This is a genomic window from Moheibacter sediminis, from assembly GCF_900176425.1.
Taxonomy (GTDB): Bacteria; Bacteroidota; Bacteroidia; order Flavobacteriales; family Weeksellaceae; genus Moheibacter; species Moheibacter sediminis.
Genome location: NZ_FWXS01000002.1, coordinates 422,792 through 448,197, shown reverse-complemented (window position 1 = coordinate 448,197; position 25,406 = coordinate 422,792). Strand labels below are relative to the sequence as shown.

Here is a 25,406-nt window from a genome sequence, read left to right as displayed (position 1 = left end):
CTAGTTTATACATTTGAGATTTTATGTTTTTCTTTTCTATAAAGAAGTAAAAATAATCCTAGGGCAAAAACAATACAACTCACTAACATGTAAATTCCATCTTTCAATATGAAAAATGAAAAACCTACCATAGGTGCTGCAATAATTACCATTAAGGAACTGATGGGGAAAGTTCTAATGAAGTTTGATGCGTGAGCTGCCAGTCCCAAAAAAAGCAAAGATGGTCCGATAATAATAAATGGATACAATATAGATGGAGTGTTGCTTATATGTTTGCTTAATTCTTCTTTAGCGAGATCATCATTTCCAAAACTCCACATGATAAAATCAATTGTACAAAGACCTATATGAGCAATAACTCCCAATGTTGTTAAAAAAGAGGCGAAAGAATTTAGATTATTTTTGGGAAATACTTTATTAAATGAAATTAGAAATACAGCTCCAATTAAATTAAACCAATGTGCAAAATCAATTGGTTTTTGAAAATATGCCAATTTAGAACCTTGAGAAAACATGATGTAGCTCAATACAAAAAAGAATAATCCAATTAAGCAATTGATTTTTGGTTTCATATTTTTTTGCTAAAGACGGCTGCTTTTATAATTTGTTACACTTATTTGAAATCACATATTTAGATAATAATTTGAATAATTTCATACCATCACTTTCCTTTTTACATTGTAAAAATCAAACTTCGGATGTTGGAGAAATGCTTCGATCCCGATTTGGTTGTAAAGCTCTATTTCCGATTTGTAAATAGGGTAGAGCGCTGAAAGATTGATTTTATAATCGAGTCCTATGTCAATATTGAGAAATTCATCCTGCTCCAAAATGGTTGGCGTGAAAATGAGAAAGGCATCCATTTCTGATTCTTCGTTTATTTTTTCTCCAAAATTGATTGTATTTCCGTAAGTAAAAGGAAATTTCCCACGCAAATGATTGGCGATGTAACCGATGACGATGCCCCAGTCGATGCTTTCAGATTGCACACAAATGAAAAGTTCGGCACGTGCATTTTTCCAATCATCATGCTCTACAAGCGAAAGTCCGTAAGTAACTGCGGTCACATAACCAATCGTCGGAAAGTCTTTGTAAACAATTGCTGTTACATTGTTCACACCTTCGATAAGGCTGTCGTTTTTGAAAAATTCAGGCTCGCGCTGAAAGATTTTATCTAAATGTTGTAAATATTTTTCTACGGGTGTCATTAATTGTAATTTAAAATTGATTTGGAATAATGGGTTTAGGGTTTTTCGTCTTGATTTCGGCAAACCAATAAATCATACTACCTAAACCGAAGACCATTACAAAAACGATTACCAAAATCCAGATCAATCTCATGTTTTCTTTTTCAAGATTTGGATTTTTGGCGGCGTGCAATACAAAGAACACAATATTGGCTAAGGATAAAATAAAGCTCAAAATCATCAGTACAAAAAAGAATAACATACCTCCTGTGAAAAATAAAGAAGGATCTGATTCTGGTTCTTCCACTATAGCATAGATTACAGTTCCAAATGCAAAAATAAAATATCCTAAAAGGGTTATTATAATCGAAATCATTGGTCCAATTGCAAGAAATGTTTGTAAGGATTTGTTGTTGAGTATTTTCATAGTATTTTATTTAATTAATTTTCCAAATTCTTCTTCAATTCTCTTCGCATCTTCTTCGGCAGTATTTTTTGAAATCAATAAAAACAAAGTTCCTTTTTCGCCATGGTGTTTAATGATTTGATAATCCGGACGTACATTTACATAATTCATCTTGATGATATAAAAATCTTGATCGGTTCCGGTTTTTCTTGCATAAACAATTACATTTTCGAAAAGAGGTTTACTATCTTTACTGATAGATTTAAATTCTCCCAGATTACTGGCAAACTTATAATCGTTAAAACTTAACGATTTTACATTTAACTCTTCATTGTAAAACCTCAACATTCCATCTTCTTTATCAAAGCGATTGTATTTCGAATATTTATTATAAATAGAAGAAGAACAACTTGTTATCAAAAACAAAACCGATAGAATTAAAACTATGTTTTTCATGTATTAATTAATTAAATCCTGCACGTTTCAACAACGCATCATTACTTGGTTCTTTTCCCCGGAAAGATTTGTACAATTCCATCGGATCGATGCTTCCACCACTTTCTAATAAATGTTTGAATTTTTTGGCAGTTTCAGAATTGAAAATACCGGTTTCCTGAAAATAAGCAAATGCATCAGCCTCCAAAACTTCCGACCATTTATAAGAATAATATCCGGACGAATATCCGCCATGAAATATATGCGAAAACGAAACACTCATGTTCGTTCCCTCGACAATCGGATACAATTCCGTAGGTTCAAATGCTTTTCTTTCGTAATCGGAAACAGAATTAATTCCAAGCTCTTCAACACCATGCCAGGCCATGTCCAGCAATCCGAAACTTAACTGACGGACTGTTTGATAACCTTCCATAAAACTGGATGATTTTTTTACTTTTTCAATTAATTCTTGCGGAATGGTTTCTCCCGTTTTGTAATGTTGTGCAAATAATTCCAAAGCTTCAGGTTCATAGCAGAAATTTTCCATGAACTGCGACGGTAATTCTACAAAATCATAATAAACATTTGTACCCGATAAACTTTCATAAACCGTATTGGCCAACATTCCGTGCAAAGCGTGCCCGAACTCATGAAACAAAGTCGTCACTTCATTAAAAGTCAAAAGTGAAGGTTTATCTTTAGTAGGTTTTGTAAAATTACAAACTATAGAAATGTGCGGACGTTTTGAATTTCCCTGCACATTTGATTCGCCACGAAATTCCGTCATCCAAGCGCCTGCACGTTTCCCTTTTCTCGGAAAAAAATCAGTGTAGAAAAGTGCTAAATGATTGTTTTGTTTGTCAGATACTTCATAAATTTCTACATCTTCATGATATTTCTGGATGTCAAACCTTTTTTCAAAACGAATTCCAAATAACCTTTCAGCGATTGTAAAAGTACCATTTACTACATTTTCCAAAGAAAAATAAGGTTTCAATTCTTCTTCCGAAAGACTGTATTTTTCTTGTTTTAATTTCTCTGCGTAATAAGCATGATCCCAACGCTGCAGAGTTTCGATATTGTCTTTTTTTTGAGCGAATATTTTCAATTCGTTTACATCATTTTCTCCGAATTTTTTAGATTTTGAAAGTAAATCCAGCAAAAAATCTTTAACAATTTGTGGAGAATTTGCCATTCTTTCTTCTAAAACAAAATCCGCATGGGTTTTGTATTCCAATAATTTAGCACGCTCCAAACGCAATTCTACAATTCTTTTTACAATTTTTTCGTTATTGAATTCATTGTTTTGAAAAGACCGTTTTCCATAAGCCAAAAATAACATTTCACGCAAATTGCGGTTGTCATTGTAGGTCATAAACGGAAGGTAACTCGTCGCTTGCAAAGTAAAAATCCATCCCGTTTTTTCTTTGGATTCGGCTTCTTTTTTTGCTTCTTGTATGGCATAATCTGGCAAACCTTTCAATTCATTTTCATTTGTGAGATGTAATTCATATGCATTTGTTTCCGCCAAAACGTTTTGTCCAAACTGAAGTGAAATTGAAGATAATTCTTTGTCTATTTCGCGTAATTTTTCTTTTTTGTCTTCAGATAAATTTGCTCCGTTTCGGCTGAAATTTTTGTATTTTTTTTCGAGTAAACGAAATTGTTCGTCTGATAAATTCAATTCAAATTTCTGATCGTAAACTGATTTAATTCTTTCAAATAAGACTGGATTTAAACGAATGTCATTTGAAAATTCTGACAAAAGCGGAGAGATTTCTTGTGCAATTTGCTGCATTTCATCATTGGTTTCAGCAGAATTTAGATTAAAAAAAATTGAAGAAATTCTGCTCAATCTTTCACCGCTGATTTCCATGGCTTCGATTGTGTTTTCGAAAGTTGGGATTTCTGAATTGTTGCAGATTTCATTGATTTCCGCTTTAGCCATTTCAATTGCTTTTTCAAAAGCAGATTTGTAATATTCGTTTTTTACACTTAGAAATGGAGCGCTGTCAAAAGGGGTGTTAAAAATATCTAAAAGTGGATTATTCATTGAAATGTATTAAAGTTCAAATTTAATGTGTTTTTCAAAAATTAAGCATAAATAAACCGTTGTTTACTGTTGTAAATAATGATTTATTTTAGATTTTTATAGAAGTTTATAAATTGGTGTAGGTAAATTAAAGTATAAATGAGGGGATTAATGATTTTTGAAAATAGCTTTATAGCTGTTTGTCTCAGCTTTTCCCATCTGGTAAAAAATGAAATTAGATCAATTATTTAAACGAGGTAAATTATATTCCAATCTCTATCTGGAAACGCACGTACCAATTGGTCTCTTTCGTTCCGATGTAGAAATCCTGGATTTCGTAAGTGGCCTCAGCCTGTAATTTGAAAGCATGTTCCCAAATGTATTTGGTCAAACCTAAGCTGAATTGTTGTGTATTGGGTTCAAACATTTCGATTTTGTCATCTACCCATTGATTTGAATATCTTCCGATCAATTCAAAATTATTTCGAAATAAATAACTTCCCTGAAAGTCCATTCCTTCTCCCACAAACACATAACGTACGTCATTGTTGTCTTCAGGATTGAAAGTAACCGGATTTTTGGAAGTTCGGTTCATATAAGCTGACATAAAAGACCAGCCGTTGTATTTGAAAATCAAATCTGCAAATGCCGAGCGCATTGTGCGGGATTCAAACAAATCTCTTCCAGTTTGACCGCGTTCTCTTTTCGCTTGGTTATTTTGATGATAAGCTCCCGAAAGCATCAATTTAGGTTTGGGTTCTCGCATCAAATCTCCTTCAAAATAAGCTCCAGTTTTTTTGAATGCACCGAATGGATAAATTTCGGCTTTTCCTGTCAAAGCAATTCCGGTGTCTTCATTGTCAGTCCAGTTGCGTCCGTCACCCATGCTGACAGCACCGCGGAAATTATAGGAAAATTTATCCTGAAATTCGTTTGTATTGTGAACTTGAAAACCAAAATCACGATCAATATTGAATCTTGAATTATTGATGGTTCGATCCGTTAACTGTAAACCTCCGGAAGAATTCAAACGTTGTCTGTTACCGGGAAGCTTAGTCTGTCCGAAACTAAAATCCCAATGATCATTGGGTTTATAAACCAAAACCGCATCGCGGATGATGTTGATGTTTCTTCCGTCTTCCACTTCACCCACATCTTCAGGCGCAAAGGAAAGCTGTATGGAATACATAAATTCAGGGCTTCCCACATAACCATCGAAACGCAAACGCAATCTGCGGATTTGTCCATCAATAGATTCTTCTTCGCCTTCATTGTCAAAATAAGTGACTCTATTTTGCATGCGAAAACGAATGTTCAATTGAAAAATACTGTCAGGAGAAGTTAATCCCAAACCTTTTCCGTAGCTATAATAAGGCAGAGCGGCATGTTGAACTTCAGTTCTCAGCGTATCATATTTTACAATCTGTGCAGACGCAGAAACCCCCACGAGCAGAATTCCAACCAACAAATAAAGTTTATTCATCCATTTTTAAATTGACGTGCAAAATTAATGTGAATTAATTCAACCTAAAATTAAATTAATGTTAATCAATCAGGAAATATAAATTGGCAGTTCCGGGTGCGTATTGGTAGTTTTTGGTTTTCTGTTCCTCAATTCTGTCAGTTAACAAAATACCATCCAAATGGTCACGCTCATGCTGGAAAATCACTGAAGTAAATCCTTCTAAAATTTCTGTAATGGATTCGCTTTTCAAATTGAAATATTTCACCTGAACGATGTAATGGCGCATGACTTCACCTCTGTCTTCGAATGACAAATCACCTTCAGGACCTTTTTGCATCAATTCAGAACCCCAAATAATTTCAGGATTGATAAACAATTCAAAAGGTTTTCCTTCTTTATCAAATCTTTGGACTAAAAGCATTCGGCGATTGATGCCAACTTGTGGAGCAGCAATTCCAACGCCTTTGTGAGCAGGGTCATTTACCGAAAGCAACATTCTCTCTGCCAGTAATTTTGTGAATTTATTTTTTGGGTCAACGGTTTTCGAACTCGAATTCAAAACAATCGAATCATTTGAATTAACCAAATTATAAACACGCATCATTTCAGAAGAATTGGATTGAATCAATGATTTTTCATCTTCTGTAAATTTTTCATATTTCTGTGCGAAATTAAATCCAAACAATAAAAACAGAAAAACTGAGCTAAATAATAATTTCAAAATGAAGTAATTTAAGTTCTGTATTTTAAAATTAATGCTTTCAGAATTGCCCAGGTTTCAGCATCTATAATACCATCGAAACGTTCCGGACGGAAATGGTATTGAAATGCTGTGATGACTTTTTTCGTTTGTTCGTCCCACATTCCTGTTTTCTGGATTTCATAGCCGTACTTTTCTAAATCAGCCTGTACCGATTGAATAAATGTAAAAGAATCTATTTCAGCATAAGGAAACTGAGAAAGATAAATTGATTTTTGGCTTTCTTCGTACCACGCACCAATATTGTATTGATCATAAAGTCTTTTCCAAGGGAATTTCGGTCCCGGATCGTGTTTGCGCTGCGGTGCAATGTCAGAATGTGCTACCACATTTACAGGATCGATTTTGTATCTGTCGATGATATCACGCGATAATTCAGCAACTTTTTTGATTTGATATTCCGGAAAATCGAAGAAATACCTTGTGGCAGTTGCCAAATCAGGATTTCCTGTCAAAGTTTTGTCAGTCGTATAACCTTTGTTCACAATCTCAATCCCGACGGATGAAAAATTAATATTATTTACACCTTTCCAGAAACTCGCACCTGCATGCCATGAACGTTTTGTTTCATCTACCAACGCATAAATGGTATCGTTATTTAAATCACCTATTAAATAATGCGAACTTACTTCATTATTGGTTAAGGCTCTCAGTGAAGATGCATTATCCATTGCGGTGTAATGAAGCACCAAATAACGGATTCTTTCATCCTGTCCTTTTGCAGGATAATGTTGCGTGGAAACTTTGTAATTGTCTAATTTGGCAAAACGCGCATATTCGTACTTCTCTGTAATGCTATTGATAACTACTGTATCTCTGACAATTTGTTTGATGACTTTTGGAGGCTGGGAAGCACACGAAGCAATCAATAAACTTAGAATAGCGACTAGAAAAGGGATCTTATAGGTCATAAATGAATTTGAAATGTTACTGAAACAAAGTTAATTAAAAAGAAATTAGAAAAAATGTATAAAAATTATTGAAAATTGTTTGCATAAAAGAAACATTCAATTTACTTTTGCATCCGCTTTCCTACTAGAAAGAAGGACAGCAGGGAGAGGTGCCGGAGTGGTAACGGAGCAGATTGCTAATCTGTCGACGGGTAACCGTCGCCAGGGTTCGAGTCCCTGTCTCTCCGCAATTTTGAAATAACACGGGGTGTAGCGTAGTCCGGTCATCGCGCCTGGTTTGGGACCAGGAGGTCGCAGGTTCGAATCCTGCCACCCCGACAACTTACAGTAAGTAAAAAAACCGCAAATTCATTGAATTTGCGGTTTTTCTGTTTTGTTACTTTATAAATAAAATCTAAATATGAGTGAAATAAGATTTTTTTAATTCTTACTCATTTGAAATGATTTTTTCTACGGATTTTATGATGTAATCCATATCAAAATTATTAGTGTTTATCGATATACTTTCGTCATTATAAGGTTCGTATTTTTTGTCATAAGTTACCTCGAATAAGCCAATTGTAGGGGTTTGAGAAGCACTTGCTAAGTGCATCATACCGCTGTCAGCTCCTATGAAAACGGAAGTATTTCGGATGACTGAAGCGATTTCCCGAATGTCTTTGCTGTAAAATGTATGTGCCTGAAAATTGATTTGAGAAACATTTTCGACCGGTAAAATTTCTACAATATTATAATCAGGGAAAGCTATTTTTAATTTTTCATAAAATTCAGTCCACCATTCTTTTGAATAACATTTTGCTCCCGTCGCGAAAGTAAATATACTGATGATTTTTTTGTCGTTTTTTACAATTGAGTCAATTATCGTTTTTCCTTTCTCAATTTCCGAATGATTTAACTTTATATCTAAATAAGGCATTGTGTTTTTTGAAGTATCTATGCCTATTTGACTCAGATCATGTCTTAAATTATAAATGGGATGTTTCGCAAAGTGTATATAATCAGCTGGTTTTTCATCTGTTTCAGCATAACTGTCACCATAGAATTTAATTTTAGATTTGGTAAATTTTGTTGAGAGCCTGCCGGAAGATGATTCACTGTATATATTTATGACTAAATCATAAGATTTCTTTTTCAAAGATATCCATGAACTAACGTATTTGAATTTTTGATTAAATGGCTTTTTCGGCAGTTGTATAATCTTGTCTATATTTTCATAATTTTCAAATATGACAGGAGCCAAACCGCCTCTTACAAACATATCTATTTTACAATTTGGAAAAGTATTTATAACCTCTTGAACCAAAGGTGTTATCAGCAACAAATTACCCAATCTTTGATTGGGTCTGCATATTAATATTTTTTGAATATTTATGTTCTGATAATTAGTCTTGGTTTTACCCACGCTAGCCGTCAGCCCACGAGTTATACGGCGTCTAATGCTATTGATCCTTCCGGGAATTTTCATGACCAGTATTCTTTAAAATAATTGAGGTAACCTTCTTTATATTCCAAGGGAATTCTAAAATTAAATATATTCATTGGCTTAAAAAAATCCATTTTTACCGATTGCGAACATACAAAAAATATTATCTTCTTTTGAATCTCGATTGTTTGTTTTTAGAGCTTTTAGGTTGTGATGATTTCTCTGTGTCAGATTTAAATTTTCTTGTAGGACGCGGTTGTTTTGGTTTTACAGGCGTTAATTCAAAATTTTTCATCGGATAAGGATTGTTGGCCGCTTCCGGGATTTTCATTCCGATGATTTTCTGGATGTCTTTTACATACTCTTTCTCGTCGATGTCACAAAGAGAAATTGCAATTCCTTCCGCTCCGGCACGACCGCCACGACCAATCCTATGAACATATGTTTCCGGAATATTAGGTATTTCAAAATTTACAACATATTTAAGTAAATCGATATCGATTCCACGTGCTGCAATATCGGTAGCGACCAAAACCTGAATCTTTTTATCCTTGAAATTATTCAGCGCATTTTGTCGTGCATTCTGAGATTTATTTCCATGAATGGCTGCGCCTGAAACACCCAATTTTGCCAAAGCTTTTACCAATTTATCTGCACCATGTTTCGTTCGTGTAAAAACCAAAACGCTTTCTTTGATTTGATCTTTTATCAATCCATGTAACAAAGGAATTTTATTGTCTTTGTCTACATAATAAATTGCTTGCTGAATGGTTTCTGCGGTGGTGGATTCTGGCGTAACTTCTACTTTTACAGGTTGGTATAAGATGGTATTCGCCAATTCTTGAATAGGTTTCGGCATCGTAGCCGAGAAGAAAAGATTTTGTCTTTTTGGAGGAAGAATTTGTAATAATTTTTTGATATCATGGATGAATCCCATGTCCAACATTCGATCTGCTTCGTCCAGCACAAAAATATCAACATCTTTTAAAGAAATAATTTTTTGACCGATTAAATCGAGCAAACGTCCGGGCGTTGCTACCAAAATATCAATTCCGTTTCTCAATTTCCCAACTTGGGGATTTTGTTTCACACCTCCAAAAATTACTGCGTGTTTAAGCGGAAGATGTTTTCCGTAATCTGCAAAACTTTCTTCAATCTGAATCGCCAATTCACGCGTTGGTGTAACGATGAGCGCTTTTATATTTTTTCTTTGATTTTGAACTTTATTTTGTTCCAAAAGTTGAAGGATAGGAATAGCAAAAGCAGCCGTTTTTCCTGTTCCGGTCTGTGCGCATCCCAATACATCTTTTTTTGCTAAAACATTTGGAATAGCTTGTTGCTGAATAGGTGTAGGGTTTTCATAACCCAATTCATCCAATGCTTTTTGTATAGGTTGTATTAGATTTAATTCTTTAAAAGTTGTCATATTTTTTATACATAATGAGTGAAGTATGATTTGGAATTTGGATCCAAATGATACATTTTTTTGTTTGATTAAAATGGGCTGGATTTTGGTTAAATTTTTCTTTCTAATTAGCTTCTTTTTTTGAAAGAATAGCCCCGCTGTGAAGATTGACGAAAAGATTTTACTTTTCTTAAATGGGTTTAACCGCTGCAATATTACGACAAATTAACGAGTAGTTAATTATAATTTACAATTAACAAATATGTATGATTTTTTGATGCTTTACATTTTCAAATTAAAAACTATCTTTACAAAAACTTTGCAGATGATGATGGACGCCGTCAAACAAAAGAATTATGAGATTGTAAAACAAGTGTTTACGAATTTTTTGGAAGAACAAGGTCACCGAAAAACACCTGAACGATATGCGATTTTAGAAGAAATATATTCGACTGATGAGCATTTTGACATCGATCGCTTGTACATCATGATGAAAGATAAAAAATACCGTGTCAGCCGCGCTACGCTTTACAATACGATTGAATTGTTGTTAGATGCAAAGTTGGTTCGCAAGCACCAATTTGGAGACCAGCAAGCGCATTACGAAAAATCTTATTTCGACAAGCAGCATGACCACATTATCCTTTCTGATACCGGAGAAGTGATAGAATTTTGTGATCCTAGAATTCAATCTATAAAGTCAACGATTGAAGAAGTTTTTGGCATCAAAGTGGACAGCCATTCTCTCTATTTTTACGGTAGAAGAAATTAATATTAAATGAATTTTTTCCGGATAATTCTTATTTTTTTGATAGGATTTTGTGTCTATGGACAAAACAATCCTCAAAAACCACCTGTCAAAAAAATCAAACACATCCATTCCGATGTGATGAAAACCACTCCTCTCAAATTTGAGGGAAATCCTTTCGCATACGGAAATGTAGTTTTTGACCACGACGGCACTAAGCTATACAGTGATTCTGCGGTTTGGTACCAGGATTTGAATTTTTTCCGCGCATGGTCAAGAGTGAGAATTATAAATGATACGGTTTCCATGGCTTCCGATAGTTTGGAGTATGACGGAAATACACGCATCGCAAAAGGTTTCGACAATGTTCATTTGAAAGACCAGAAATCAGAATTATTTGCAGATTATGTGGAATACAATCGTTTGACGGATGTAGCTGTGGCAACTGGAAATGTAGTGATGATTGATCCAAGTCAGCGCATCGAAACACCTCACATGATTTACGACAGGAAAACAGGAATTGCTAGAACAGATGCCGGCGCAATCATTCGTGGAAACGACGGCACAGTCACGCATACTCAGACTTTGGTTTACAATGCCAATTCCAAAGTGATTGAATTCGACAGACAAGTAAGCATTGAAACTCCTGAATATAAAATAGACTCAAAAAAAATGACGATGAATCAGACAACTGGTGAAACGGTATTTTTAGATTACAGTCGTGTTTCTGACAGAAAAGATCCGACCAATTATATTCTGATGCCGGAAGGAGGAGGGGTTTTCAACAAAAGAACAGGTGAAGCCTTTTTGAATAAACGTTCCACAGTTTATAGGCAGGGAAAAGAATTGCATGGAAATCAAATGTATTTCAATGACAAAACCGGTTATGGTTGGGCAAAAGGTGATGTGTTGATGGATGATCCGGATGAACAAAGATTTATACGTGGAGAATATGCTGAAGCATACCGGGATTTAGATTCAGCCTACGTTACTCAAAATGCTTACGCTGTAAAAGCTTTCAAAACCGATTCTTTGTACTTCCATGCAGATACGCTGATGGCGGTTCAGCGAAAGGATTCTACCCGAATCATCAAAGGATATTTCAATGCGAGATTTTTCAAAAGCAATGCACAAGGAAAAGCAGATTCTATAGTTTATAATGAAACAAAAGGTATTTTAAAATTTTTCCGTGATCCGATTATGTGGTCTAGCGAACAGCAAATTACCGGTGATACCATTTATGCTTATAATAATGTCATCAAAGAAGTGATGGATTCTGTCCGCGTTTGGAACAATGCTTTTGCAATTTCAAAAGTAGATTCTCTGACTGAGAAAGATTTTAATCAGGTCAAAGGCAAATTTATGTTGGGTCTTTATTTGGATAACAAATTAGATTGGATTGAAGTTCACGAAAATGCACAATCGGTCACATTTGTAGACGAGGAAGCCGACCCTGCAAAAAACAAACCCAAAGAACGGATTGGAATTAACTTATCTGACTGTGGAATTATAGAAGCTGACATCAATGGAAATGATGTTGATGTGCTTTCCTGTAGGATTCAAGCAACTTCTAAACTTTACCCGGAATCAAAACTTCCAGATAAATCAAAATACCTCAAAGACTTTCAATGGAGAGGAGATGAGATGATGAAAAGATGGCAGGACATTTTTGACAATCCTCCTGAACATCTGTTGATAAAGCCAAATCCGGAAAACCCACAAGGTGAAATTATTTTGTTAGATGATTTGACCAATGAAAATTCGGATGAATCAAAAGAAAATGAAGAATAATCCGTTTAGATTTATAAATTTACAACCATGAAGACTAATAAATATTTACTATTTCCGATCATACTATTGTTGACAAGCTGCTATATCTATAAGCCTTATTCTGAAAAAGAAATTGTAGAAACTATTAAAAAGAATAACACTTCTCCCGCAGAGCAAAAATCAATAAGAACTGAAAGAAGCAGTGACGTAGCAGCACAAAAAACAAAAGAGCAACAGGGAACACCTCAAATTTCTTTGGAAGACACAGAGCCTCAAAAAGTACTAGAAAAAGATCAGCAGCCATCAAAATCAGATGAAAAATCAAATATGGGTTTTTCTAGATCTGATGGAAGTTCAGACGACAAAAGCAAAAGAAATACAAATAAAGGAATTGTAAAAGCTGAAGATACCAAATCCACAGAGGCAGGAATCAAATCCAAACTACTACCGAATAAATACTATAAAATAACTGCATTAGACCACCAATATAAAATTCAGGTAGACAAATGGGAAGGCGATACTTTGGTTTCTCATAAAATACGTAAACCTGGAAAAGTTTACCGCCATCATATGAATGACATTCAGGAAGAATCTATTTTAGAAAGAAGATTCTCAAAACCTTTCTCTGATTTATTTACAATTGGTGCTTACGCTTCAGGTGCAGCCATTGTATTGTTATTGATTTTATAGATGAACACAAATCTTAAAAGGGATTTTTTTAAATTTCAAGCAAAAACCACTCAGTTCGCTTCTGGATTTGAAGTCGATTATGCAAAAGGAAGTTATATCTATGGAAAAGATGGAAAAGCCTATTTAGACTTTGCAGCCGGCGTTTCAGTAAATACTTTAGGGCATTCACATCCCAGAGTCAATCAAGCAATCATCGATCAGGTCAATCGTCACCAGCACGTCATGGTTTATGGCGAATATGCCCAGGACAATCCTGTTCAATTGTGCAAAAGATTGGCCGAAGTTTTGCCTGCGCCATTAGATACAACCTATCTCGTCAATTCGGGTACAGAAGCCATAGAAGCTTCTATGAAACTGGCAAAACGCTATACAGGACGCGAAGAAATCATAGCCTGCAAAAACGCTTACCATGGCAATACGCATGGCTCATTAAGTTTGGGAGGAAGAGAAGAAAAAAAACGTGCTTTTCGTCCGTTATTACCCATGATTAATTTTATCGAATTCAATTCGGAAGAAGATTTAAATAAAATTACTTCTAAAACCGCCGGCGTAGTAGTAGAAACTATTCAGGGAGCATCCGGATTTCGTTTGCCGCAGGATAATTATTTAAAGAAATTAAAAGACCGGTGCGAAAAAGTTGGAGCCTTATTAATCCTTGACGAAATCCAACCCGGATTCGGGAGAACCGGTAAATTATTTGCATTTGAACATTACGATTTCGCTCCCGATGTACTTGTTATTGGGAAAGGAATGGCTAGCGGAATGCCCATTGGAGCCTTTGTTTCAAGTGCAGAAAAGATGGAATCGCTTTCACACAGTCCTACCTTAGGGCATATCACTACTTTTGGAGGAAATCCCGTTGTAGCCGCCGCTGCTTTAGCAACATTAGATGAATTGATTGAATCTGATTTAATGATTCAAATCGATGAAAAAGAAAAATTATTCAGAAAATTATTAGTTCATCCCAAAATAAAAACCGTTGCAGGAAGAGGACTGATGCTCGCTCCTGAATTAGAATCACCCGAATACGCTCTCCAGGTCGCCAAAAAATGCATGGAAAAAGGGCTCATTGTTTTTTGGCTCATGTACAGCATCCAAAACCTCAGAATTACGCCGCCTGTCACCATTTCTTTAGATGAAATAAAACAAGGCTGCGAAATTATTTTAGAAGTTTTAAATGAAAATTAGAAATTTTCCAGAACAAGCGGCATATTTATTAAAGCATAATATTCAGCAAAATCTCAAATATCTTTATTAAAATTATCACAGTAATTATTAATATAGTTACTATAATTATAATTATGAGCGTCATTATTAGTAAAATGAATGTTGCGCAAATTACTTTTCTGTATTCGAAACTCAAAATCAGCAACCCAACACCCGCAAAACAAAAATTTCCGTATTTTTGAAAACGGTTTTTTGCTCAACTCAAAATACAGAATGTAAAACCCGCAAAGCAAAACATAAAACAATGTCACAAACAATAGAGAAAACCAATTTCGATATTCGCAAAGATATCTACCAACCCCAAAACGCCATCCGTGTAGTTACCGCAGCCTCACTATTTGACGGCCACGACGCAGCTATCAATATTATGCGCCGTATGATTCAGCGCACCGGAGTTGAAGTCATCCATTTAGGACACGACAGAAGTGTAGAAGAAGTGGTTGACACTGCCATTCAAGAAGATGCACAGGCAATCGCTATGACTTCATATCAGGGCGGTCATAACGAATATTTCAAATATATGTTTGATTTATTGAACGAAAAAGGAGCAGGGCACATAAAGATTTTTGGCGGTGGAGGCGGAGTGATTCTTCCTTCTGAAATTGAAGATTTGATGAATTATGGCATTTGTAGAATTTACTCTCCAGACGACGGTCGCGATTTAGGTTTGCAGGGGATGATTAACGACTTGGTAATGAAATCTGATTTTCCAACTGGTGACAAATTGACCCAAAACATGATTGATACTTTAGAAGAAAAAGACAATCATTACCTTGCCCAAACCATTTCAGCATTCGAAAACAATATCCAACAATACGAATCTCTTTACGAAGAAATAAAATCCAAAGCCAAACAAAGCCAGGTTCCCATTCTGGGAATGACGGGAACGGGTGGTGCAGGTAAATCATCTTTAGTTGATGAATTGGTACGCAGATATTTACTCGATTTTCCTGATAAAACTATCGGAATTATCTCCGTAGACCCAACGAAACGTAAAACAGGAGGTGCTTTGTTAGGAGACAGAATTCGTATGAATTCAATTAATTCTTCCAGAGTTTATATGCGTTCCATGGCGACCCGTCAGGCAAATTCATCAATTTCAAAACACATCGCTCCAGCATTAGATGTTTTGAAAGCTGCCGGATTTGATTTAATTATTTTGGAAACTTCTGGTATCGGTCAGTCCGGCGCTGAGGTAATGGAGTATGCAGATCTTCCTTTGTATGTGATGACTCCCGAATACGGTGCTGCGACTCAGTTAGAGAAAATTGACATGCTCGATTTTGCGCAAATTGTAGCCATCAATAAATTTGATAAAAAAGGTGCGGAAGATGCTTTGCGTGATGTCAAGAAACAATTCCAGCGCAATCACGAACGTTTCAATGAAATGCCTGATCAAATGCCGGTTTATCCGACACGTGCTTCCCAATTCAATGATGCCGGAACCAATCAGTTGTACAAAGCTTTGATGGAGAAATTAAATGAATTCTCTCAAGGAAAATTTGATTCAAACTTACAATTTGACAAAGTAGCGAAAGAACAAATCACTGCAGTAATCCCCCCAAAACGTGTGCGTTACCTTTCAGAAATTGCAGAAAACAATCACGCGTATGACAAATGGGCAAATGAACAAAGCAAATTGGCTCAAGAAATTTACGCATTAGACATTTCATCTAAAATTTTAAATGAAGAAGGGAAATCTTCTGATTTAGAAGTGATTAAAACTAAAAAATTAGAAAAATTAACACCCGAAAATAAAGAAGTGATTCAAACTTGGGAAGACAAGAAGAAAAGATATTCCGACGAAATCTATTCTTTCAAAGTTCGCGACAAAGAAATCAAAATTAAAACCCATACAGAATCTCTTTCTCACACACAAGTTCCCAAAGTAAGTTTGCCTAAATACGAAGCTTGGGGCGACATTCTGAAATGGACTTTACAGGAAAATCTTCCGGGAGAATTCCCATATACTGCCGGGATTTATCCGTTCAAAAGGACAGGGGAGGATCCAACACGTATGTTTGCCGGAGAAGGTGGACCGGAAAGAACAAACCGTCGTTTTCATTACGTGAGTTTGGGGATGCCGGCAGCGCGTTTGTCCACGGCTTTTGACAGTGTAACATTGTACGGACAAGACCCTGAAGTTCGTCCTGATATTTATGGTAAAATTGGAAATGCAGGTGTTTCAATTGCAACTTTGGATGATGCTAAGAAACTATATTCCGGGTTTGATCTGTGTGCACCCTCGACTTCTGTGAGTATGACCATCAATGGTCCGGCTCCGATGTTATTAGGATTTTTCATGAATGCCGCAATCGATCAGCAATGTGAATTGTACATCAAAGAAAATAAACTGGAAGATAAGGTAGAGCAGAAATTAAAAGAAAAATTCGACGGTAAAAATCTCTCCCGTCCACAATATAACGGCGGTCTTCCAGAAGGAAATAATGGTTTAGGTTTGATGCTTTTAGGTTTAACTGGAGACGAAATTTTACCTGCGGATGTTTATCAGGAAATCAAAACCAGAACTCTATCAACCGTTCGCGGAACCGTTCAGGCAGACATTTTAAAAGAAGACCAAGCACAAAATACATGTATTTTCTCGACAGAATTTGCATTAAGATTAATGGGAGATGTTCAACAATATTTCATCGACAAAAAAGTAAGAAATTTTTATTCAGTTTCAATTTCCGGATATCACATTGCAGAAGCAGGCGCAAATCCTATTTCACAGTTGGCATTTACTCTGGCTAACGGATTTACGTATGTTGAATATTACCTTTCAAGAGGGATGCACATTGATGATTTTGCACCGAATCTATCTTTCTTTTTCTCAAATGGAATTGATCCTGAATATGCCGTAATCGGACGTGTTGCGAGAAGAATTTGGGCGAAAGCCATGAAACAAAAATATGGCGGAAATGAACGTTCGCAGATGTTGAAATACCACATTCAGACCTCGGGTCGTTCTCTACACGCTCAAGAAATTGCATTTAATGACATTCGTACAACTTTACAAGCTTTGTATGCTATTTATGACAATTGTAATTCATTGCATACTAATGCTTATGATGAAGCAATCACTACGCCGACTGAGGAATCAGTCCGTCGTGCGATGGCAATTCAGTTGATTATCAATAAAGAATTAGGTTTAGCCAAAAATGAGAATCCGATTCAGGGTTCATTTATCATCGAAGAATTAACTGATTTGGTTGAGGAAGCGGTTTATGCTGAATTTGACCGGTTGACGGATAGAGGAGGCGTTTTGGGAGCGATGGAAACCATGTACCAACGTGGAAAAATTCAAGACGAAAGTATGTATTATGAACATTTGAAACATACCGGAGAATTTCCGATTATTGGTGTAAATACATTTTTAGGAGCTGATGGTTCGCCGACTATGCAACCGAAAGAAGTCATTCGTTCGACAGAAGAAGAAAAACAATATCAAATTGAGGCAGTAAAAAACTACCAGAATTCAAATGAAAACTATTCAAAAGAACAATTGAAAAAATTGAATGAAGTAGCATTGAACAATGGAAATCTCTTTGAAGAAATTATGGAGTCTGTAAAATATAATTCATTGGGAGAGATTACCAATTCGCTTTTCAACGTAGGAGGGAAATATAGACGAAACATGTAGTATATCCCAGCCTTTAAAAGAAATAAGCTGGAAGATTGATACAATAAAAAGAATTTCGAAAGAGATTCTTTTTTTAATTCAATTGAATTAAAAAAAAATGATTAATCCAAAATTAAAGTGTAAATTTGAATTAATAAAAGTTTAAAATTATACCACTATGAAATCTTCTTATCCATCAAAAGAAAATCTTGATTTTGTAAATGATGCTCCCACTATGTATTATAGTGGAAACGCAGCAATTCCATTAAATGATTTAACTTCTATTCAGAAAATGCAAATCATCAAAAATGGTATTTCAAAAAGTTATTTGGAAACCCTCAAAAAGGCAACTTCTTTGGATTACGATTCTTTGGCAGATGCGCTTTCCGTAACTCGTGCTACTCTCATCAACAAAAAGGGTGCTCAGAAATTCAGTGATCAAATCAGTGAAAAAATCGTTTCATTAGCAGATTTGTATTCATTTGGTTATGAAGTTTTTGAAGACAAAGAAAATTTTAACAAATGGATGTTTTTACCCAATCAAGCTTTGGGCGGTTTGGCGCCATTTGATATCATAGACAACTACTACGGAAAAGAAGAAGTCCGTAACCTCATTGGTCGCATCGCTTATGGCGTTTACTCATAGTTATGCTTGTTTATCGAGTTAGTAAAACGCAATATGCGAATGATTTAAATGGAACGGGTGCGAAATTATTTGGGGGGCGCTGGAATCATATCGATACGCCTTGCATTTATACTGCGGAAAGCCGCTCATTAGCAGTTTTGGAATATTCAGTAAATGTAAATATTGAATTCATTCCTAGGGCGTTGAGTATTTGCATTTTCGAGATTGATGAAAAATCAGTTAAAGAAATTAAACAAAAAAAATTACCTGGTGATTGGCAGGAAATACCTGCGCCTTATTCAACTAAAGATTTCGGAACAAAGTTACTTCTAAAAGGAACTCCCATAATTAAAATTCCTTCAATTGTTATCAAAGATGAATTCAATTATATATTGAATCCTAATTATTTAGATAAAAATTTTAAATTGATTGAAATTAAAGATTTTGTTTACGATTTACGTGTCAAAAACAAATGATTTGACGGGATGTAATTCTAATGGTTCGAATGTTTTTCATTCGTTTCCAAGCAATTTTATGGCGTAATTTATAGAAATATAAACTTCCCAAATCCAATCCGAAATAGAAAAAACTAATTCCAGAGGGTGGATTTGCGCTTTTCAAAAAAGTATCTTCTAAATTGAGTGCATATTTGGGCCAATACCAGCAATCATACCATGTCCCAACGATCTCGAGAAAAACTACGCACAGATACATCGTTAGGTAAAAAAAGCGTTCACGAGGTCTTTTCATCAATATTAAAAGTGTAAATGCAGTTAATATAAACCCGAAAATATCACTTTTGAAAATTAGAAATAGAGCAGCGTAGGCAATGATAATTACTATGAAAAATAATTCCAATTTATTACGAAATACCTTTACAACATTCGCTTTACAGAAGTACAAAACTGATACATATAACAATGCATGACCAAAAAACACATACATTGGAACATTTTGCAGTCTATAAGTGTACATTTCTAACAAGAGGGAAAAGAAACATTCGCCAGCAATAGCAATCAGAATGGCATAAATGAGAAATTCTCGAATCTTTTGGGTAGATTTAATAAATACAAGCAAAAATATAATTGCTACAACGATATTTGCAACGATTTGCCCTTGTGGGAAATAAGGAATCACAAATTTACTGTCTAATAACAATCCAAGAAAAATTGCCAGAAAAAGAGCACCAATCGTTTTTAAAGAAGCTTCAAATAAAGAATCGGACTTTTTTGCAAGTAGCATTTGGTTTTAGATTAAATTTTAGAGAGAGAAATATTAATTTACTCGTTTGTATTTTTATTCGCTAATTGTCCACAAGCCGCATCTATATCGCCGCCACGGCTTTTTCTTACCATGACTGTAATTCCGGCTTTTTCAAGTTCGCGAACATATTTATTTTCTGCATCGATGCTTCTATGGTCAAATTTTCCTTCGCCAATCGGATTGTATTGAATCAAATTTACTTTTGAAGGAACTTGTCGGCAGTATTTAATCAAAGCCTTGATGTCTTCATCACCGTCATTAATCCCTCCCCAAACGCAATATTCAAATGTGATTTTTGAGCCTGTTTCTTTGTACCAATATTGCAAACTTTCCATGATTTCAGTCAAAGGAAATTTCTCTGAAAAAGGCATGATAGAATTTCGTTTGTGCTCAATAGCTGTATGCAATGACAAAGCTAATTTGACTTTTAGGTTTTCATCAGCAAGCATTTTGATCATTTTCGGAATACCTGATGTTGAAACAGTAATTCTTCTTGCAGACATTCCCAATCCTTCATCAGTAGTAATTTTTAGGATGGCATCGACGACATTTTTGTAGTTCATCATGGGTTCGCCCATTCCCATAAAAACGATGTTGGAAAGCGGACGATCAAAATATTCTTTGCTTTGTCTGTCGATTAATGCAACTTGGTCAACAATTTCGGCAACTTCTAAATTTCGCATTCTTTTCAACTTGGCAGTTGCACAAAATTCACAATTGAGCGAACAGCCTACTTGAGAAGAAACACAAGCGGTAGTACGGGTTTCAGTCGGAATTAAAACCGATTCAACCATTAATCCATCGTGTAATTTAACACCATTTTTGATGGTTCCATCATTGGATTTCTGCAACAAATCTACACTCGCATTTTGAATCGAAAAAATAGTGTCCAATTCTTCCCTTAATTTTTTGGACAAATTGGTCATGTCTTCAAAATCGTGGGCATTTTTCTTCCAGAGCCACTCATAGATTTGTTTGGCTCTGAAAGATTTTTCCCCTATTGAAGTCAGATGATTTTCTAAATCTTCAAGATTTAGTTTTCTGATATCTTTTTTGGTCTGATTCAAATTATATAATTAGCATTGCGTCACCGTAAGAATAGAATTTATATCCTTCTTTAACGGCTTCTTTGTAAGCTTTCATCAAGAAATCGTGTCCTGTAAAAGCACTTACCATCATAATTAATGTTGATTTTGGTGTGTGGAAATTTGTAATCATACAATTCGCAACACCGAAATCATAAGGTGGATGAATGAATTTATTGGTCCAAGAATCAAATGGATTCAAATGCCCATTTGCCGAAACTGAACTTTCAATCGCACGCATAGAAGTCGTTCCCACAGCACAAACGCGTTTTTTAGCATCGATAGCTTCATTCACACGGATGGCAGTTTCTTCAGGAATGATTACTTGCTCAGATTCCATTTTATGTTTTGATAAATCTTCTACTTCAACCGGAGCAAAAGTTCCTAATCCGACGTGTAAAGTTAATTCAGCAAAATCTACTCCTTTGATTTCCAATCTTTTCAGCAAATGTTTAGAGAAGTGTAAACCTGCAGTCGGAGCCGCAACCGCACCTTCATGTTTTGCATAAATAGTTTGATAACGTTCTGCATCTTCTGGTACAACTTCGCGTTGGATGTATTTCGGAAGTGGCGTTTCGCCCAAATCTTCCAAAGCCTGACGGAATTCTTCATAACTTCCATCAAACAAGAATCTTAACGTTCTACCGCGAGAAGTTGTATTATCTACAACTTCAGCTACTAAGCTGTCATCATCTCCAAAAAATAATTTATTTCCAATTCTAATTTTTCTTGCAGGATCCACTAAAACGTCCCAAAGACGAGTTTCAGCATCCAATTCTCTCAACAAGAAAACCTCAATTTTGGCTCCGGTCTTTTCTTTATTACCCATCAAACGTGCCGGGAAAACTTTGGTGTTGTTCATGATCATCACGTCACCTTCGTCGAAGTAATCCACGATATCTTTAAATAACCGATGTTCAATGGTTTCATTCTTTCTGTTAAGAACCATCAAGCGTGCTTCGTCTCTTTGTTCAGAGGGGTGCTCAGCTAGAAGTTCTTCAGGAAGTTTGAAGTTAAAATCGGAGGTTTTCATTTTCATATATTCGAATTTTATTTTGTTATGGTAATATATGGAATCACTTTAATTTATTTGAGTTTGCAAGCAAACTTTTAGTCATTGGCGATTTCATATTGCAAAATTGTGGTGCAAATATACGATTCGAGTACCCCCTTTGTCAAGTTTATTATTGATTTTTCGCTTTTCGCGCGTCAATGAAGCTCTTTATGAACACAAACAAAGCCAACAAATTACTTAAAATACAAACCAAAAAAATGTATTTCGGAGTATTCCAGTCTTCAATTTTGGTAAATCTCCAAATGCACATCGCAAACATAATTAAGGCTAAAGTAACTGCAATGTGTGCAACCACTTTTGGACTTTTGTTCCAGAACAATCCTAAAATTATAAAAATAATTCCGGCAAAAGTGGGAATCAGTGCGGTCATAGATTGTGGGACAACGGTTAAATAACCAAATAATCCTGCGGCAATCAATACCAAACCGTTGAAATAATTGATAGATAGTGGCTTCATATATTTTATGTTTTTAAATGATTTTTTCAAAGATAATTCATCTGAATTAATTAAAAACCTGATTTTTGTTTGAGAAAGATAGTTTGCATATTTTTGTTTGAATTAAAATTATGGTTTCATGAAAAAATCTTTGTTCGTTTTGGTATTAACCTTCATTCTTTTTGCTCAATGTAAAAAATCGGAAGAAATCGAAATCGGAACCGTAACGGAAAGAAGCGCGGAAGAAATTGCAGCCATGAAAGAATATGCACCTGCATTTAATTTGAATTCAATTGAAGGAACTCAAATTTCATTGAATGAATTAAAAGGTAAATATTTGTTCGTTGACATTTGGGCAACTTGGTGCAGACCATGTTTGCAACAAATTCCTGCGATGAAAGAATTAGAACAAAAATACGAAGGAAAAAATATCGAATTTGTAAGTATTTCTGTCGATAAGGATGCTGATAAAACAAAGTGGGCTAGAATGATTCAAGCCAAAGGAATGGGGGGAATGCAGCTTTTTGCTGGCAAACAGACAACTTTTTCAAGAGATTATGAAGTTTCATCGATTCCCAAATTTTTAATCATCGGAAAAGAGGGGGAAATCATCAACGAAAATCCACCGCGCCCGATGGATTACAGGACAGGGCAAGTTAACCAGGAATTGGTAACGATACTTGACAATTTATTGAAAGAAAAATAAAAATTATGACACAAGACAATACACAGAATCAAGAAGAATTCTATAAAAAATTCAGAGACAGATTAGATGACACTACTGAATTTCCTTCTAATTATACATTTAAATTTATCATTCCATCTGACAACAAACGAATTGCAGAAGTGCAAAGATTGTTTGATGGCGCACGTCCGCAATTTCAAATGAAAGAATCCAAAACCGGAAAATATACGTCTGTCACGGCAGTTGTGTACGTTTTGGATGCTGATCAGGTAATTCATTATTACCAGTCTGCATCTTCGATTGAAGATGTTTACATGCTTTAATTTAATTTTAGATTTCAAATTATAGATTTTAGAACGTTTTTAACTTGAAATAAAAAAAATCTACCTTCTGAAATCTAATTTCTAAATTCATAACTTTGCACCCGCAAAATCAAATTATGTCTTTAGAACAAGAAATCAGTCGCAGAAAAACGTTTGGAATTATTTCTCACCCCGATGCCGGGAAAACTACACTAACCGAAAAATTACTTCTTTTCGGAGGAGCTATTCAGGAAGCAGGTGCGGTGAAGAGCAATAAAATCAAAAAAGGAGCAACTTCCGATTTCATGGAAATTGAGCGTCAGAGAGGTATTTCTGTCGCAACTTCCGTTTTGGCATTTGATTACAGAAACAAAAAAATTAATATTCTCGATACACCTGGTCACAAAGATTTTGCTGAGGATACTTTCCGAACTTTGACCGCAGTCGATTCTGTAATTGTCGTAATTGATGTTGCAAAAGGTGTGGAGGAACAAACCATAAAATTGGTGGAAGTTTGCCGCATGCGAAACATTCCGATGCTCGTTTTTATCAATAAAATGGATAGAGAAGGGAAGGATGCATTTGATTTGCTGGACGAAGTTGAATTAAAATTAAATTTAAGAGTTACTCCGCTTTCATGGCCGATTGGAATTGGCTCTACCTTTAAAGGTATCTATAATATATGGGAAAAGAACATTCAACTTTTTTCAAATGAAAACAAACAAAAAATTTCTGAAGCGATTGCTTTCGGAAATTTAGAAGATCCTGAATTGGAAACAATTATCGGCGAAACTTATGCAGGAGATCTTCGCAATGAAATTGAATTAATTTCAGAAGTATACCCTTCATTTTCGCATGAAGATTATTTAGAAGGACATTTGCAGCCTGTATTTTTTGGTTCGGCTTTGAATAATTTTGGTGTGCGTGAATTGCTTAATGCTTTCGTGGACATTGCCCCACAACCGCAGCCCAAAGAAACCGACACGAGATTGGTTATCCCAACAGATAATACTTTTACCGGATTTGTATTTAAAATCCATGCAAATATGGATCCGAAACACCGCGACCGTTTGGCATTTATAAAAATTGTTTCAGGAAAATTTGAAAGAAATAAGAATTACCATCACGTTCGTTTAGATAAAAATTTGAAATTCAGTAGTCCGAATGCATTTTTTGCCGATAAAAAAGAAGTCGTTGATGAAAGTTTTGCAGGCGATATTGTAGGTTTACACGATACAGGAAATTTCAGAATCGGCGATACTTTGACAGAAGGTGAAAATATGTCTTTCAAAGGAATCCCATCTTTTTCACCTGAACATTTCCGTTATATAAACAATGCTGACCCAATGAAATCCAAGCAATTGGAGAAAGGAATTGACCAGTTAATGGATGAAGGTGTTGCGCAATTATTTACTCTTGAAATGAATAACCGCAAAATCATCGGAACGGTTGGCGCTTTACAATATGAAGTAATTCAATACAGGCTGGAGCATGAATATGGAGCAAAAGCTACCTACGAACCGATTTCCATTCATAAAGCTTGTTGGGTGGAAGTAGAGGATGAGCGTTCAGAAGAGTTCCAAGAATTTAAACGTGTGAAACAACGTTATTTGGCTTATGATAAATTCAAGCAGTTGGTATTTTTGGCAGATTCATCTTTCACCATACAAATGACACAGGAAAAATATCCTTCAGTCAAATTGCATTTTGTGAGTGAATTTTAATCAAAAAGGCTGTCTCCAAACCAGCCATTGCCTTTTCCCAGCAAAAAGTTTTCACAGATAATAAAAAAAATCAAGAAACAGTAAAAGAACAGAAAAGTAATTTTTTGTATCATAATCCTCAGTTTTA

General features: G+C 35.3%; 24 protein-coding genes and 2 tRNA genes. 12 read left to right on the top strand and 14 right to left on the bottom strand.

Annotated features, from left to right (window positions below):
- Nucleotides 1-5: 5 nt before the first annotated feature.
- From B8977_RS04955 to B8977_RS04920, 8 genes are all read right to left on the bottom strand, one after another.
- Nucleotides 6-572, bottom strand: coding sequence for a hypothetical protein (locus B8977_RS04955; protein WP_084016563.1), 567 nt, complete (start codon nt 570-572; stop codon nt 6-8).
- A gap of 81 nt (nt 573-653) precedes the next feature.
- Nucleotides 654-1,208 (bottom strand): suppressor of fused domain protein, encoded by a 555-nt coding sequence (locus tag B8977_RS04950; protein WP_084016562.1) that lies wholly within the window; start codon nt 1,206-1,208, stop codon nt 654-656.
- Between the two features lie 10 nt (nt 1,209-1,218).
- Nucleotides 1,219-1,614 carry a hypothetical protein gene (locus B8977_RS04945; protein WP_084016561.1) on the bottom strand — a complete coding sequence of 132 codons (396 nt, stop codon included), beginning with the start codon at nt 1,612-1,614 and terminating at the stop codon, nt 1,219-1,221.
- 6 nt (nt 1,615-1,620) lie between these two features.
- Nucleotides 1,621-2,049 carry a hypothetical protein gene (locus tag B8977_RS04940; protein WP_084016560.1) on the bottom strand — a complete coding sequence of 143 codons (429 nt, stop codon included), beginning with the start codon at nt 2,047-2,049 and terminating at the stop codon, nt 1,621-1,623.
- Nucleotides 2,050-2,056: 7 nt separating this feature from the next.
- Entirely contained in the window at nt 2,057-4,084 is a 2,028-nt protein-coding gene (locus B8977_RS04935; RefSeq protein ID WP_084016559.1) for a M3 family metallopeptidase, read from the bottom strand.
- Nucleotides 4,085-4,325: 241 nt separating this feature from the next.
- Nucleotides 4,326-5,546, bottom strand: a complete 1,221-nt coding sequence (locus tag B8977_RS04930; protein ID WP_084016558.1) for a porin — start codon at nt 5,544-5,546, stop codon at nt 4,326-4,328.
- A 61-nt stretch (nt 5,547-5,607) separates the two neighbouring features.
- A complete protein-coding gene (locus B8977_RS04925) occupies nt 5,608-6,249 on the bottom strand; it encodes a peptide deformylase (RefSeq protein WP_245828432.1) in 642 nt (213 codons plus the stop codon).
- An 11-nt stretch (nt 6,250-6,260) separates the two neighbouring features.
- Nucleotides 6,261-7,199, bottom strand: a complete 939-nt coding sequence (locus B8977_RS04920; protein ID WP_084016556.1) for an N-acetylmuramoyl-L-alanine amidase — start codon at nt 7,197-7,199, stop codon at nt 6,261-6,263.
- A gap of 143 nt (nt 7,200-7,342) precedes the next feature.
- Here B8977_RS04920 and B8977_RS04915 point away from each other — a divergent pair.
- Together B8977_RS04915 and B8977_RS04910 are read left to right on the top strand one after the other, a co-directional pair.
- Nucleotides 7,343-7,426, top strand: a tRNA-Ser gene (locus B8977_RS04915).
- A gap of 16 nt (nt 7,427-7,442) precedes the next feature.
- Nucleotides 7,443-7,517, top strand: a tRNA-Pro gene (locus B8977_RS04910).
- 109 nt (nt 7,518-7,626) lie between these two features.
- Here the strand turns inward: B8977_RS04910 and B8977_RS04905 are convergent.
- Nucleotides 7,627-8,664 carry a glycosyltransferase family 9 protein gene (locus B8977_RS04905; RefSeq protein WP_084016555.1) on the bottom strand — a complete coding sequence of 346 codons (1,038 nt, stop codon included), beginning with the start codon at nt 8,662-8,664 and terminating at the stop codon, nt 7,627-7,629.
- Nucleotides 8,665-8,785: 121 nt separating this feature from the next.
- Entirely contained in the window at nt 8,786-10,048 is a 1,263-nt protein-coding gene (locus B8977_RS04900) for a DEAD/DEAH box helicase (protein WP_084016554.1), read from the bottom strand.
- 307 nt (nt 10,049-10,355) lie between these two features.
- Here B8977_RS04900 and B8977_RS04895 point away from each other — a divergent pair, with 307 nt between their 5' ends.
- From B8977_RS04895 to B8977_RS04865, 7 genes are all read left to right on the top strand, one after another.
- Nucleotides 10,356-10,799: a Fur family transcriptional regulator gene (locus tag B8977_RS04895; protein ID WP_084016600.1), complete on the top strand. Its 444-nt coding sequence runs from the start codon at nt 10,356-10,358 to the stop codon at nt 10,797-10,799.
- A 36-nt stretch (nt 10,800-10,835) separates the two neighbouring features.
- Nucleotides 10,836-12,566: an OstA-like protein gene (locus tag B8977_RS04890; protein WP_245828429.1), complete on the top strand. Its 1,731-nt coding sequence runs from the start codon at nt 10,836-10,838 to the stop codon at nt 12,564-12,566.
- Nucleotides 12,567-12,593: 27 nt separating this feature from the next.
- Nucleotides 12,594-13,235, top strand: a complete 642-nt coding sequence (locus B8977_RS04885; RefSeq protein WP_084016552.1) for a hypothetical protein — start codon at nt 12,594-12,596, stop codon at nt 13,233-13,235.
- Nucleotides 13,236-14,423, top strand: a complete 1,188-nt coding sequence (locus B8977_RS04880; protein WP_084016551.1) for an aspartate aminotransferase family protein — start codon at nt 13,236-13,238, stop codon at nt 14,421-14,423.
- Between the two features lie 283 nt (nt 14,424-14,706).
- The gene (locus tag B8977_RS04875) at nt 14,707-18,105 is read left to right on the top strand and encodes a methylmalonyl-CoA mutase family protein (protein ID WP_084016599.1); all 3,399 of its coding nucleotides are present in this window, start codon (nt 14,707-14,709) and stop codon (nt 18,103-18,105) included.
- Between the two features lie 157 nt (nt 18,106-18,262).
- Nucleotides 18,263-18,730, top strand: a complete 468-nt coding sequence (gene parS, locus B8977_RS04870; RefSeq protein WP_084016550.1) for a type II RES/Xre toxin-antitoxin system antitoxin — start codon at nt 18,263-18,265, stop codon at nt 18,728-18,730.
- Between the two features lie 2 nt (nt 18,731-18,732).
- Nucleotides 18,733-19,185 (top strand): RES family NAD+ phosphorylase, encoded by a 453-nt coding sequence (locus tag B8977_RS04865; protein ID WP_084016549.1) that lies wholly within the window; start codon nt 18,733-18,735, stop codon nt 19,183-19,185.
- Here the strand turns inward: B8977_RS04865 and B8977_RS04860 are convergent.
- From B8977_RS04860 to B8977_RS04845, 4 genes are all read right to left on the bottom strand, one after another.
- Nucleotides 19,172-19,951, bottom strand: coding sequence for a hypothetical protein (locus B8977_RS04860; protein ID WP_084016548.1), 780 nt, complete (start codon nt 19,949-19,951; stop codon nt 19,172-19,174). The two genes, B8977_RS04865 and B8977_RS04860, sit on opposite strands and share 14 nt — an antisense overlap.
- Before the next feature lie 38 nt (nt 19,952-19,989).
- Nucleotides 19,990-21,039, bottom strand: coding sequence for a dual-specificity RNA methyltransferase RlmN (gene rlmN / locus B8977_RS04855; protein WP_084016547.1), 1,050 nt, complete (start codon nt 21,037-21,039; stop codon nt 19,990-19,992).
- 1 nt (nt 21,040) lies between these two features.
- The gene (queA, locus tag B8977_RS04850; RefSeq protein ID WP_084016598.1) at nt 21,041-22,090 is read right to left on the bottom strand and encodes a tRNA preQ1(34) S-adenosylmethionine ribosyltransferase-isomerase QueA; all 1,050 of its coding nucleotides are present in this window, start codon (nt 22,088-22,090) and stop codon (nt 21,041-21,043) included.
- 151 nt (nt 22,091-22,241) lie between these two features.
- Nucleotides 22,242-22,589: a hypothetical protein gene (locus tag B8977_RS04845; RefSeq protein ID WP_084016546.1), complete on the bottom strand. Its 348-nt coding sequence runs from the start codon at nt 22,587-22,589 to the stop codon at nt 22,242-22,244.
- Between the two features lie 118 nt (nt 22,590-22,707).
- Here B8977_RS04845 and B8977_RS04840 point away from each other — a divergent pair, with 118 nt between their 5' ends.
- The 3 genes from B8977_RS04840 (at nt 22,708) to B8977_RS04830 (ending at nt 25,279) form a co-directional block, all read left to right on the top strand.
- The gene (locus B8977_RS04840) at nt 22,708-23,274 is read left to right on the top strand and encodes a TlpA family protein disulfide reductase (protein WP_084016545.1); all 567 of its coding nucleotides are present in this window, start codon (nt 22,708-22,710) and stop codon (nt 23,272-23,274) included.
- A 5-nt stretch (nt 23,275-23,279) separates the two neighbouring features.
- The gene (locus tag B8977_RS04835) at nt 23,280-23,576 is read left to right on the top strand and encodes a DUF493 domain-containing protein (protein ID WP_084016544.1); all 297 of its coding nucleotides are present in this window, start codon (nt 23,280-23,282) and stop codon (nt 23,574-23,576) included.
- Nucleotides 23,577-23,692: 116 nt separating this feature from the next.
- Nucleotides 23,693-25,279, top strand: a complete 1,587-nt coding sequence (locus B8977_RS04830) for a peptide chain release factor 3 (protein ID WP_084016543.1) — start codon at nt 23,693-23,695, stop codon at nt 25,277-25,279.
- The last annotated feature ends 127 nt before the right edge of the window (nt 25,280-25,406 follow it).